Origin of the sequence: Streptomyces hygroscopicus subsp. hygroscopicus (assembly GCF_030269125.1) — a bacterium.
Classification (GTDB): Bacteria; Actinomycetota; Actinomycetes; order Streptomycetales; family Streptomycetaceae; genus Streptomyces; species Streptomyces hygroscopicus_C.
Genome location: NZ_BSSM01000001.1, coordinates 995,082 through 1,007,677 on the forward strand (window position 1 = coordinate 995,082; position 12,596 = coordinate 1,007,677).

Here is a 12,596-nt window from a genome sequence, read left to right on the forward strand (position 1 = left end):
CCGCCTCGGAGACCACGTGCCCAGCCCCTACAGAGCCCTCTTCGACGTGCCCGGGACCAAGGCCTTCTCGGCCGCGGGGCTCCTCGGCCGGATGCCGCTGTCCATGATGGGCATCGGCGTGGTCACGATGATCTCCCAGCTCACCGGCCGCTACGGGCTCGCGGGCGCGCTGTCGGCCACCATCGCGCTGTCCGCCGCCGTGCTCGGACCGCAGGTCTCCCGCCTGGTGGACCGGCACGGGCAGAGCCGGGTGCTGCGCCCGGCGACCCTCGTGGCCCTCGTCGCCGCCGCCGGACTGCTGCTGGCCGCGCACTTCGGGTGGCCGGACTGGGTGCTGTTCGCCTGTGCCGCCGGGATCGGCGCGGTGCCGAGCCTGGGCGCGATGATCCGGGCCCGCTGGGCCGCCCTGTACCGGGGCACGCCCCGGCTGCACACCGCCTACTCCTTCGAGTCGGTCGTGGACGAGATCTGCTTCGTCTTCGGGCCGATCCTCTCCATCGGGCTGTGCACGGTCTGGTTCCCGGAGGCGGGCCCCCTGCTCGCCGCGGTCTTCCTGGCGGCCGGCGTGTACTGGCTGACCACCCTGCGCGCCACCGAGCCCGCGCCGCACCCGCGCGAGCGGCGCGGCGGGGGCACCGCGCTGCGCTCGCCGGGACTCCAGGTGCTGGTGGCGACCTTCGTGGCGACCGGCGCGATCTTCGGCTCGGTGGACGTGGTCACGGTCGCCTTCGCCGACGAGCGCGGCCACAAGGGCGCCGCGAGCGTCGTGCTCGCCCTGTACGCGGCCGGTTCCTGCGCGGCCGGGGCGGTCTTCGGCCTGCTGCGCCTCGCCGGGGCTCCGGAACGCCGCTGGCTGCTGGGCGTGGCCGCCATGGCCGTGAGTATGATCCCCCTCCTACTGGTCGGAAACCTGCCGCTTCTGGCCGCTGCGCTGTTCGTTGCGGGGCTGTCCATCGCACCGACGATGATCACGACGATGTCCCTCATCGAAGAGCACGTACCTCGCACGCAGCTCACCGAGGGCATGACCTGGGTGAGCACCGGCCTCGCGGTCGGCGTGGCGCTCGGCTCCTCGCTGGGCGGCTCGGTGATCGACGCCGCCGGTGCGCGCGCCGGGTACGGGGTCCCGGTGCTGTCCGGGGCCGTCGCGGTCGTGGTCGGTTTCCTCGGGTACCGCCGGCTGCGCAGGCCGGCCGCGGGTCGGGGAGGAACCGTTGAGCAGCACGGCGAACGGCAGGACGAGCGGCGCGAGCGGCACATGGCGTAACTGGGGCGGGAACGTAGCGGCGCGGCCCGCCCGGCAGGTCGCGCCGGTCTCGGTGGAGGAGCTGGCCGCGGCGGTGCGCCGGGCGCGGGAGGACGGGCTGGCGGTGAAGGCCGTCGGCACGGGGCACTCCTTCACGTCGATCGCGGCGACCGACGGTGTGTTGATACGCCCTCAACTGTTGACCGGTATACGCAAGATCGACCGGGCGGCCATGACCGTCACCGTCGAGGCCGGCACCCCGCTCAAGAGGCTCAATGCGGCGCTGGCGCGCGAGGGTCTGTCGCTCACCAACATGGGCGACATCATGGAGCAGACGGTCTCCGGGGCCACCAGCACCGGCACCCATGGCACGGGACGCGACTCCGCTTCCATCGCCGCCCAGATCAAGGGCCTCGAACTCGTCACGGCGGACGGCTCGGTGCTCACCTGCTCCGCGACGGAGAACCCCGAGGTCTTCGCGGCCGCCCGCACAGGACTCGGCGCGCTCGGCGTCGTCACCGCCCTCACCTTCGCCGTGGAGCCGTTGTTCCTGCTGACGGCGCGCGAGGAGCCGATGCCGCTGGACCGGGTCCTCGCCGAGTTCGATCAGCTCTGGGCGGAGAACGAGCACTTCGAGTTCTACTGGTTCCCGCACACCGGGAACACCAACACCAAGCGCAACAACCGCAGCGCGGGCCCCGAGCAGCCGGTCGGTCGGCTGGCCGGCTGGTTCGAGGACGAGTTCCTGTCCAACGGCGTCTTCCAGGTGACCCAGTGGGTCGGCCGGGCGGCGCCCGCGAGCATCCCGGCCATCTCGAAGATCTCCAGCAGGGCGCTGTCCGCGCGGACGTACACCGACATCCCCTACAAGGTCTTCACCTCGCCGCGCCGGGTGCGCTTCGTGGAGATGGAGTACGCCGTTCCGCGCGCCGCCCTGGCGGACACGCTGCGCGAACTGAAGGCCATGGTCGAGCGCTCGGGCCTGCGCATCAGCTTCCCGGTCGAGGTGCGCACCGCGCCGGCCGACGACATCACCTTGTCCACCGCCTCCGGCCGCGACAGCGCCTACATCGCCGTCCACATGTACCGGGGCACTCCCTACCAGTCGTACTTCACCGCCGCCGAGCGCATCTTCACCGCGCACGAGGGCCGGCCGCACTGGGGCAAGGTGCACACCCGGGACGCGGAGTACTTCGCGCGGGTGTACCCGCGGTTCACCGAGTTCACGGCGTTGCGGGACCGTCTTGACCCGGAACGGCTGTTCCGGAACGACTACTTGCGGCGGGTGCTGGGGCCGTAGGCGTCCCGGCGGGGCCGCTGGGCGTGGGGGCCGGGGTGGTCCGGCCCCCGTCGGGCGAGGCGCTCGGGGAGGGCGTCGCCGGGCCGGCCGTACCGCCGTCGGACCCGGATCCCGTACCGGTCCCCGGGTTCGAGCCCGGTTCCGCGGTGGCGGTGCCGTCCGAGGAGGCGCCGTCACCGGAGGAGGTACGCGGGGGGAGATGACCGGGGTCATCCGTTCGGTGGACGGCGGAGGACCGGCCGCGGACCGCGTCGCCGACCGTCGTACCGCTTCCGCCGCTGAAGCTGCTGCCGGACACCAGTTCGTATGCCGTGATGCCGCCCATGGTCACCCCGAACACGAGAGCGGCCGCGACCACCGGGCGCCGCCAGCTCTTGACCCGCGCGCGGTAGACGGTGCCCTCGGAGAACTCGCCCGGGGCGGGCGGCACCGGCGCGGCGGCGGACGTCTTGGCCACCCTCAACTGCTCGCCGGTGCGCCGGAAGAAGTGCTGGAAGAGGGTGCCGCCGCAGGTGGCGATCACGCTGACGACACCCGCGCCGAGGATCGTGCCGTACACGCCGAAGGAGGAGGCCAGCTTCGCCGCGACGACCGCCGCCAGGGCGCTGCCCGCCACCTGGGGGACGTTCAGGTCGAGCCGCTTCCGCTCCGCATCGGGTGTTTCGCGCATACCCGGAACTTGCCTGCCTTTCCCGTACTCGATCGGCATCGGGGTACCGACTGCACGAGATAGGGACGTACGGACGGAACCATTAGTTCCGTTTCCGGGGGTTGCGTGAAGTTCGCCACGTCCGTGATCCGCGAAACCGGTTGCACGGGGCTCACGGGTGCCACTCGCCGGAAGTTGGGCGGCGCGCCAATCCACGCACGTGGCCCGAATGGAGTACTGTTGCGAGCCCTGGGTCCGGTCTCCCACCAGGGTGTCCGCGGCCACCAAGGACCGCCGGGAGGGGGCTAGTTGCACAGGGTGACGGTCTTGGTCACTTAGCGTGGCGAACTGGTTACCGTGCCATAACGGCGACTCAAGGCCCGCGCCCGACACGCCGGGCAACTCGGCAAGGTTGTGGCAGGCTGCACCCGGGCAGGCCACACTCGACTAGCGGAAGCAGCGACGCACGTGACGTCGGCAGGCACCACCCGGGAGGTCCCCATGCCCGAACTGCGTGTCGTGGCCGTCTCGAATGACGGCACACGGCTGGTGCTGAAGGCTGCCGACTCCACGGAATACACGCTTCCGATCGACGAACGGCTGCGCGGCGACCGGCCGCGCCTCGGCCAGATCGAGATCGAGGTCGAGAGCCATCTGCGCCCCCGCGACATCCAGGCGCGGATACGAGCCGGTGCCACCGCCGAGGAGGTCGCGCAGCTCGCGGGCATCCCCGTCGACCGGGTGCGGCGCTTCGAGGGTCCGGTGCTGGCCGAGCGCGCCTTCATGGCCGAGCGGGCCCGCAAGACCCCGGTCCGGCGTCCCGGCGAGAACTCCGGGCCGCCGCTCGGCGAGGCCGTGCAGGAACGGCTGTTGCTGCGCGGCGCCGAGAAGGACACGGTGCAGTGGGACTCCTGGCGCCGCGACGACGGCACCTGGGAGGTGCTGCTCGTCTACCGGGTCGCGGGCGAACCGCACTCGGCGAGCTGGACGTACGACCCTCCCCGGCGCCTGGTCCAGGCCGTGGACGACGAGGCCCGCTCGCTGATCGGCGAGTCCGACGACCTCGCCGTGCCGGAGCCGAGCTTCCCGTTCGTCCCGCGCATCGCCCGGCTGCCGCGCGAGCGTTCGATGGACCGCGCCCTGGAGCGGACCGACCGGGAACGGCCGAGCCTGCCCGCGCAGTCGTCGGAGCCCGCCGAGGAGAGCACCGGTGAACGGGACTCGCTGACCAGCCTGTTGGAGGCGGTGCCGTCCTTCCGCGGCGACATGGTGGTGCCGGAGCGCAACCCGGAGACCCCGGACGAGCCCGACGGCGAAGCCGCCCTGGAGGAGCCGCCGGCGCCCGCCGCCTCGGCCGGCTCGGCCTACGCGGACGTCCTCATGCCCCGCTCGGTCGGCAGCCACCGCGACCGGCTGACCGGCGCCACCGACCGCCAGGCCGAGGCCGACGGGGTGCGCCCCGGCCGCCGCGCGGCCGTCCCGAGCTGGGACGAGATCGTGTTCGGCACCCGGCGCAAGAAGCAGGACTGACCGGCCGCACGACGCGAAGAGGGGCGGGGCATCAAGGTGCCCCGCCCCTCTCGGTCGCCGTTACTGCGGGTCCGCGCCCACCGCCACGGGCCGGGAGGGGTCCGCGGACCACTCCGACCACGAACCGACGTACAGCGCCGCCGGGATGCCCGCCACGGCGAGGGCCAGCACCTCATGGGCGCCGGAGACGCCCGAGCCGCAGTAGACGCCCACCGGCACGTCCGCGGAGACGCCGAGGGCCTTGAAGCGGTCCTTGAGCTCGGCCGCGGGCAGGAAGCGGCCGTCGGGGCCCACGTTCTCCGTCGTCGGCGCCGAGACCGCGCCGGGGATGTGCCCGCCGACCCGGTCCACGGGCTCCACCTCGCCCCGGTACCGCTCCCCCGCGCGGGCGTCCAGCAGCACGCCTGTGCGGGCCAGTGCGGCGGCCGTGTCCGCGTCCAGCAGGCCCGCCGCGTCCGGCGCCGGCACGAAGTCGCCCTCGGCCGGGGCGGCCACCCCGGTCGACAACTCCCCCGTCCAGGACGGCAACCCGCCGTCGAGGACCCGCACGTCCGGGTGACCCGTCCAGCTCAGCATCCACCAGGCGCGGGCCGCGGCCCAGCCCTGCCCGCCGTCGTACACGACCACCGGACGGCTCGCCGACACGCCCGCGCGGCGCATCGCGGCGCCGAACTCCGCGAGGTCCGGCAGCGGGTGGCGGCCGTGCGCGCCCGGGGCCGCGGCCAACTCCCGGTCCAGGTCGACGTAGACCGCGCCGGGGATGTGCCCGGCCGCGTGCTCTGCCCGGCCGTCGAAGGGCGGGGCACCCGCCGCCTTCGCCAGGCTCAACTGCCAGCGCACGTCCAGCAGGACGGGCGGCGCCTCGCCGGCGAGCGCCGCCGCGAGTTCGGGTGCGGTGATGATGACTGTCATGGCGCCATGCATACGCCAGGGGTGGCCGCGGCGTCCAGGTCCGGCTACTCTGCTCGGCCGGGCAGTCTCGATCACGACCTGTAGGGGATCGGGCACATGCCGTGCATCCGGCGGACATCCTGCCGGGCATCGTCAGGAAGCGGCGAAAAACGTCAGCCCAGGCATTCTTCCGGAAGACTCCGCCGAACCGGCGGCGCGGCGAATCGACAGGGCCGCGCGACCGTGGAGGATGCGGACACACCGGTACGGGCGTACGCGCCGGCGGCGTGCACACACCTGCCGGAGGAGCGGAAGCGACACGGCCGCCGCACGAGGCGGCCGGGGAGAGAGTGATCGATGACCGAGGCACGGGAGTCGGCCGGTCCGCAGGCGCTGCGCGCGCCCGGCACACCCTGCTGGGTGAGCCTGATGGCGCACCGGCTCACCGCCACCGAGGAGTTCTACGGGGAGCTGTTCGGCTGGGAGTTCCGGCCGGGCCCGCAGCAGCTCGGCCCGTACGTGCGGGCGCTGCTCGACGGGCGCGAGGTGGCCGGCATGGGCCGGCTGCCACCGGAGAACCGGCTGCCGATCGCCTGGACGCCCTACCTCGCCTCGGACGACGTGGACCGCACGGCCGAGGCGGTGCGGCTGTGCGGCGGCACGGTGGCGGTCGGCCCGCTGGACGCGGCCGAGGCCGGACGGCTGGCCATCGCCGCGGACCCCTCGGGGGCGGTGTTCGGCATCTGGCAGGCGCCCGGGCACCTCGCCCCGGCGGTCACCGGAGTGCCGGGCACACCCGCGTGGAACGAGCTGCTCACGTTCGAGACGCAGAGCGTCGCCAAGTTCTACGTGAGCGTGTTCGGGTACGAGACGGAGCCGGTGGTCTCGGCCGGCCTCGACTACGTGACCCTGCGCGTCGACGGGCGCCCGGTGGCCGGGCTGCACGGTGTGGGCCATGGGCTGCCCCGCGACCGTGGGCCGTACTGGCAGACCTGTTTCGAGGTGGCGGACACCGGCGAGACGCTGCGTCAGGTGACCGGGCTGGGCGGCCGGATCGTCCGCCCGGCCCACGACAGTCCGCACGGGCGGGTGGCGACGGTGGCGGATCCGGAGGGGGCGGTGTTCTCGGTGGTCCAGGATCCGCGCTGAGGGCCCCGGGACGCGGCGATCGGGGCGGGTGGCTCAGGAGGAGGAGACGGGCAGCACGTCCGGGGACAGGGCCGCCGCGCGGGCCGTCGCGGCGGTCATCCGGCGCCGGTGGTGGCGGCGGCACAGCACCTCGTAACCGACCTCGCCCGCCGCCTGGTTGACGTCCCCGACGACGACCTGGGCGCCCTCGACCACCATCTGGCCGCCGACGGTACGGGCGTTGTGCGTGGCACGGGCGCCGCACCAGCACAGTGCCTCCACCTGGAGCACCTCGATGCGGTCGGCCAGCTCCACCAGCCGCTGGGAGCCCGGGAAGAGCTTGGAGCGGAAGTCGGTGGTGATACCGAAGGCGAAGACGTCCACGCCGAGGTCGTCCACCACCCGCGCGAGCTGGTCGATCTGCACGGGCGCGAGGAACTGCGCCTCGTCCGCGATCACGTAGTCGATCCGGCCGCCCTGCGAGAGGTGGTCCACGATGTACACGTAGAGGTCCTGGGCGTCGGCGACCTCCACCGCGTCGGTGACCAGGCCGAGGCGCGAGGACAACTTGCCGGCGCCCGCACGGTCGTTGCGGGTGAATATCATCCCGGCCAGGCCCCGCGCGGAGCGGTTGTGCTCGATCTGCAGAGCCAGCGTCGACTTCCCGCAGTCCATCGTTCCGGAGAAGAACACCAGCTCGGGCATGAGGAGTTGCACACCTTTCGGTGAGGGGGCGGACAGGCGGAAGGGGTCAGGAGCGTACTTCGAGCAGCGGGACCAGCTGCTCCACGGGGGTCATCGACCCGTGGTTGCCCACCAGCGCGGACTCCTTGGGCTCCCGCTCGGAGGCGATGATCAGGACGTCGTCGTACGCGGCCGCGACCACGTCGCCGAGCCGGGCGTAGACCCGCTCGTCCACGTGCGGCCCGAACCAGCCCGCCTCGATCGCCTCGTCGCGCGAGGCCACCCAGAACTGCTCGCCGAGCACCTCGCGCCAGCACGTCAGCACGTCGTTCTCCGCGCCCGGCACCGCGTACACATGACGGGCCCGGCCCTCGCCGCCCAACAGGGCGACCCCGGCGCTGAGTTCCCAGTCCGTGTCGAAGTCGAAGCGGTGCTCCTCGTCGAACGGGACGTCGATCATGCCGTGGTCGGCGGTGACGTAGAGCGCGCTGCGCGGGGGCAGTTGCTCGGCAAGGCGCTGGGCGAGCCGGTCGACGTACATCAGCTGGCCGCGCCAGGTGTCGGAGGCGACCCCGTAGCGGTGGCCCGCGCCGTCGAGTTCGGCGTAGTACGTGTACACCAGCGAGCGGTCCCCGGCGGCCAGCTGCCCGGCCGCGAGGTCCATGCGCTCCTCGCCGGACAGCCGTCCGTGGAAGGTGCCGCCGCTGAGCGCGACCTTCGTGAGCGGCGTGTGCTGGAACGTGGGCGAGGAGACCTGTGCGGCGTGCACCCCGGCCTCGTGGGCCAGCTGGAAGACGGTGGGGTACGGCTGCCAGGCGCGCGGGTCGGTGTAGGGCTGCCAGCGGAGCTGGTTCATCAGCGCGCCGGTGGCCGGGTCGCGGACCGTGTAGCCGGGCAGGCCGTGGGCGCCGGGGGGCAGGCCGGTGCCCACCGAGGCGAGGGAGGTCGCGGTGGTCGCCGGGTAGCCCGCGGTGAGCGGCCGGCCGGTGCCGCCGCGCGAGCTGGCGAGCAGCGAGGTGAGGAAGGGCGCCTCGTCGGGGTGGGCGCGCAGCTGCTCCCAGCCGAGCCCGTCGACCAGGAAGACGCAGGCGCGGTCGACCGGGGCCAGCTCCGTGATCGCCGCGGTCGTGCCGGGGACGCCCATGCCGGCGGCGAGGGTGGGGAGGAGGTCGGCGAGGGAGCCGGTGCCGTACTCGGGCAGCGGCGCGGTGGCCAGGGCGAGGGGTTCCGGGTGGTCCCAGGCGGAGAGCTGGGACATCAGCGGTCGAGGTCCGCGGTCGCCTCGGAGAGGGCCTGCGCGAAGGTGAGCGCCTCGCGTACCGTCTCGGGGCCGTCGCCGGCCTCGCTGACGCGCAGGCTGAGGTCGTCCGCCGTGGAGTTGCCCGTGTAGCCGTGGTCGGCGTCGCAGTTGGGGTCGCCGCAGGCGGCGGGCTCCAGGTCGATGCGGCTGACCGCGCCCCAGCCGATGGTCAGCACGACCTCGCGGGGCAGGGTGCCCGGGGTGTACTGCTCGGGGTTGGCGACCACCCGGCTGACCACGACGGACGAGATCCGGTCGAGCTTCACCGACTCGGTCGAGGTGGTGGCGTACGGCGTCGGGGAGGTGCTGTCGGCGGCCTGCTCGTCGGTGTGGCTGACGATGAAGCGGTTGGCGGTGAGGACCAGGACGGTCACATGGCGGCGCACCTCGTTCTGGTCGAACGTGGTCTCCTGGTGGACCAGGTACGACCGGATGGGCTCGCCGCCCACCGCGGCCTCCACCGCCTCGGCCACGAGGGCCGGGTAGTAGCCGCTGCGCTCGATCGCCGCTCGCAGCCCCTGGGTCGTCGTACTGGTCTTGGCCATGGCGTCCATCCTAGTGCGTGGCCAGGGGCGCTCCGGGCCAACGGGGCGTGCTGCGGGAAGGGGGACGGGACGCCTCCCGGCCGGGCACCTTCGCTCTCCTCCGGACCAGCCCGTGCCGGGACTCCACCCGCTCGGCGGTGATCCGACAGGACACGGGTTCGATCCCCCGGCGTCGGCCTCGAACGCGACGAGGGCGGACGGCGTCTCCCCGAGGGACCGGGTCGGGCGCGGTCTCGTCGCGGGCGGGGGCGCGGAGGACGGGGTCCTGGAGGCGGACGGGCAGGACGTGAGGGCAGGTGCGACGAGGAGCACTTCCAGGGCGTGGTGGTACGTGAGGTCGTATCCGGCGGCCGGCCGCGGCGCCCCGGCGTCCCGGGCGGTCGCCTCCCCGTCCCACCGGCCGCCCTCGGGAGCCGGTGCCCGGCGGCCTCCGTGCGGCCCCGCTCAGTAGGCCGGCATGGTGCGCGGGCCGTGGTCGTCGCGGGCGGGCGGGGGTGCGAGCCGTACGGTCGCGCCGAGGACGCTCGCGCCGTGCGGGGCCACGACGACCGGTTCCAGGGTGACGGCGACGACCTCGGGGTGGTCGTCGACCAGGCGGGAGACCCGCAGCAGCAGCTCCTCCAGCGCGGGGGTGTCCACGGGGGCGGAGCCGCGCCAGCCGAACAGCAGGGGCGCGGTGCGGATCGCGCGGACCAGCGAGGTCGCGTCCCGGTCGGTGACCGGGATCAGCCGGTGCGCCGTGTCGTCCAGCAGCTGGGACGCGGCGCCGGCGAGTCCGAAGGACAGCACGGCCCCGGCGGCGGGGTCGATCACGGCCCGTACGACGGTGTCGACGCCCCGGGGCGCCATCCCCTGCACCACCGGCCGCAGAACCTCGGGCTTGCCGAACAGCTCGCTCAATTCGGCGTACGCCCGCCGCAGTTGCTCCTCGTCCGCCAGGTCCAGGCGCACGCCGCCCAGGTCGGCGCGGTGCCGCAGGTGCGGGGCGGTCGCCTTCAGGGCCACGGGGTAGCCGAGGGCGCGGGCAGCCTCGACCGCGTCGTCCGGAGTGGGCGCGGGAAGCCCGCGGCGCACCTTGATGCCGTACTTCGCGAGCAGTTCGCAGGTCCGCGCGTCCGAGATCGTGAGCCCCTCCCCGCGCTCCAGCGACTCCGCGATCAGCCGGGCGGCCCCCTTCTCGTCGATGTCCTCGTACTCCGGCACCCTCCCGGGCTCGGCCGCGTCCCGCCGCCACTGCCCGTACCGAACCGCTTCCGCGAGCGCGCGTACGGCACGCTCGGCGGCCGGGTAGGCGGGGATGAGGCGGGTGCCTTCCGAGGGCGGCGCGGCCGCGGCGGGCGGACGTTCCGCGGCGCCACGGGGCTCTGAGGGGTCGAGCGAAGCCGAGAGCGGGGGAAGGTGGGCGCCGCCCTCGGTGCCGGACACCTTGCCGACGGCCTGTGGTGCGGTGCTGGCCGCGGCGGACAGCGCCTCCGCCAGCCCGCCCAGCTCCACGTGCACCACCAGCACCGGCTTACCCGGCACCCCGGCGGCGGCCGACCGCAGCGCCTCCGCCAGCTCCGCGTCCTTCGGCGACGCCTCCCCGATCGCCGGAATCGCCGTCACCACGACGGAGTCGTTCGTGTCGTCGGCCAGCGCGGCGCTCAGCGCCCGGTGGAAGTCCTCCGGCGTCGCCCCGGTCGTCAGGTCGATCGGCCGCGAAGGGCGCAGCCCCTCCGCGAGGCACCGGTCGTACGTCAGCACGCCCAGCGACTCGGAGTTCCCGAGGATCGCCACCCGGGGCCCGGCGGGCAGCGGTTGCCGGGCGAGCAGCAGGCCGGCGTCGACCAGCTCCGTGATCGTGTCGACCCGGATCACCCCGGCCTGCCGCAGCAGCGCGGAGACGGTCGCGTGCGGCAGCCGCGTCGCGCGCACCGCGTGCCCCTGCGGCGCCGTGCCCGTCCCCTGCACCACGACCAGCGGCTTCGCGGCCGCCGTCCGCCGGGCGAGCCGGGTGAACTTGCGCGGGTTGCCGATGCTCTCCAGGTACATGAGGACGACGTCGGTGTCCTGGTCCTCGTACCAGTACTGCAGGACGTCGTTGCCGGACACGTCGGCCCGGTTGCCCGCGGAGACGAACGTGGAGACGCCGGTCACCCCGGTCACCCCGCCGCCGCGCCGGTGCAGCCGGGACAGCAGCGCGATGCCGATGGCACCGGACTGGGCGAACATGCCGATGCGGCCGGGGCGCGGCATCTCGGGGGCGAGGGACGCGTTCAGCCGTACGTCCGGGGCGGTGTTGATGACGCCGAACGCGTTGGGCCCGATGATCCGCATGCCGTACGCCCGCGCCTGCCGCACGAGCGCCCGCTGCCGCACCTTGCCCTCGGGGCCGCTCTCGGCGTACCCGGCGCTGAGCACGACGAGCCCCTGGACGCCGTGTTCCCCGCACTCGGCGACCAGGGAGGGCACGTGCTCGGCCGGTACGGCGACGACGGCGAGGTCCACCGGGCCCTCGATGTCCCGCACGCACCGGTACGCGGTCACCCCCTGGACCTCCGCCTGGTCCTCGGGGAACGCCTTGTTCACGGCGTACAGCCGGCCGGCGTACCCGGCGTCCTTGATGTTGGCCAGGACGCTGCGGCCCACGCCGCCGGGCGCGCGGCCGACGCCGATGACCGCGACGGAGCCCGGGGCGAGGAGCCGTTGCACCGACCGGGCCTCGGCGCGCTGCTCCCGCGCGTACTGCACGGCGAGGGCGCGGTCCGTGGGTTCGAGGTCCAGCTCCAGGCGTACGACGCCGTCCTCGAAGCTGCGCTTCTGGGTGTACCCGGCGTCCGTGAACACCTTGATCATCTTGGTGTTGGCGGGCAGCACCTCGGCGGCGAACCGGCGGATGCCCCGCTCCCGGGCGACGGCCGCGATGTGCTCCAGCAGGGCGGAGGCGACCCCCCGGCCCTGGTGGGCGTCCTGCACCAGGAAGGCGACCTCGGCCTCGTCGGCCGGGCCCGACGCGGGCGCGCCGCCGGCGCCGATGCGGTCGTAGCGCACCGTCGCGATGAACTCGCCGCCCACGGTGGCCGCGAGACCCACCCGGTCCACGAAGTCGTGGTGGGTGAAGCGGTGGACGTCCTTGGCGGACAGCCGGGGGTAGGGCGCGAAGAAGCGGTAGTACTTGGACTCGTCCGAGACCTGCTCGTAGAAGTGGACCAGGCGGTCGGCGTCGTCGACGGTGATGGGCCGGATGCGGGCGGTGCCTCCGTCCCGCAGCACCACGTCCGCCTCCCAGTGCGCGGGGTACTCGTACCGGTCCTGCGGTTCCGCCGAGGTTCGCATGGGCCCCA

General features: G+C 73.9%; 10 protein-coding genes. 4 read left to right on the plus strand and 6 right to left on the minus strand.

Translation table 11 applies throughout. The features are described 5' to 3' along the window. Positions 1-16 precede the first annotated feature (16 nt). Positions 17-1,267: an MFS transporter gene (locus tag QSK45_RS04180; RefSeq protein WP_285553255.1), complete on the plus strand. Its 1,251-nt coding sequence runs from the start codon at positions 17-19 to the stop codon at positions 1,265-1,267. Next, positions 1,215-2,546, plus strand: a complete 1,332-nt coding sequence (locus tag QSK45_RS04185) for a D-arabinono-1,4-lactone oxidase (protein ID WP_285553257.1) — start codon at positions 1,215-1,217, stop codon at positions 2,544-2,546. Before QSK45_RS04180 ends, QSK45_RS04185 begins: the two co-directional genes overlap by 53 nt. Here the strand turns inward: QSK45_RS04185 and QSK45_RS04190 are convergent. Continuing rightward, on the minus strand, positions 2,470-3,216 hold the full coding sequence (locus QSK45_RS04190) for a RodZ family helix-turn-helix domain-containing protein (RefSeq protein ID WP_285553259.1): 747 nt from the start codon (positions 3,214-3,216) through the stop codon (positions 2,470-2,472). The two genes, QSK45_RS04185 and QSK45_RS04190, sit on opposite strands and share 77 nt — an antisense overlap. A 480-nt stretch (positions 3,217-3,696) precedes the next feature. On the opposite strand from QSK45_RS04190, the gene sepH reads away from it, so the two are divergent. After that, positions 3,697-4,725 (plus strand): septation protein SepH, encoded by a 1,029-nt coding sequence (gene sepH, locus QSK45_RS04195; protein ID WP_285553261.1) that lies wholly within the window; start codon positions 3,697-3,699, stop codon positions 4,723-4,725. Between the two features lie 60 nt (positions 4,726-4,785). On the opposite strand, the gene QSK45_RS04200 is transcribed toward sepH, so the two are convergent. Continuing rightward, positions 4,786-5,637 (minus strand): sulfurtransferase, encoded by an 852-nt coding sequence (locus QSK45_RS04200; RefSeq protein WP_285553263.1) that lies wholly within the window; start codon positions 5,635-5,637, stop codon positions 4,786-4,788. A gap of 336 nt (positions 5,638-5,973) precedes the next feature. Between QSK45_RS04200 and QSK45_RS04205 the strand changes: the two genes are divergently transcribed. Beyond that, the gene (locus tag QSK45_RS04205; protein WP_285553264.1) at positions 5,974-6,765 is read left to right on the plus strand and encodes a VOC family protein; all 792 of its coding nucleotides are present in this window, start codon (positions 5,974-5,976) and stop codon (positions 6,763-6,765) included. 33 nt (positions 6,766-6,798) lie between these two features. Here QSK45_RS04205 and QSK45_RS04210 read toward each other — a convergent pair whose 3' ends face one another. From QSK45_RS04210 to QSK45_RS04225, 4 genes are all read right to left on the minus strand, one after another. Further along, complete coding sequence (locus QSK45_RS04210; RefSeq protein ID WP_285553267.1) at positions 6,799-7,449, minus strand: thymidine kinase; 651 nt, start codon at positions 7,447-7,449, stop codon at positions 6,799-6,801. A 46-nt stretch (positions 7,450-7,495) separates the two neighbouring features. Beyond that, the gene (locus tag QSK45_RS04215) at positions 7,496-8,686 is read right to left on the minus strand and encodes an alkaline phosphatase family protein (RefSeq protein ID WP_285553268.1); all 1,191 of its coding nucleotides are present in this window, start codon (positions 8,684-8,686) and stop codon (positions 7,496-7,498) included. Next, a complete protein-coding gene (locus QSK45_RS04220) occupies positions 8,686-9,282 on the minus strand; it encodes a DUF5998 family protein (protein WP_285553270.1) in 597 nt (198 codons plus the stop codon). Before QSK45_RS04220 ends, QSK45_RS04215 begins: the two co-directional genes overlap by 1 nt. A gap of 435 nt (positions 9,283-9,717) precedes the next feature. After that, entirely contained in the window at positions 9,718-12,588 is a 2,871-nt protein-coding gene (locus tag QSK45_RS04225) for a bifunctional acetate--CoA ligase family protein/GNAT family N-acetyltransferase (RefSeq protein WP_285553271.1), read from the minus strand. Between the last annotated feature and the right edge of the window lie 8 nt (positions 12,589-12,596).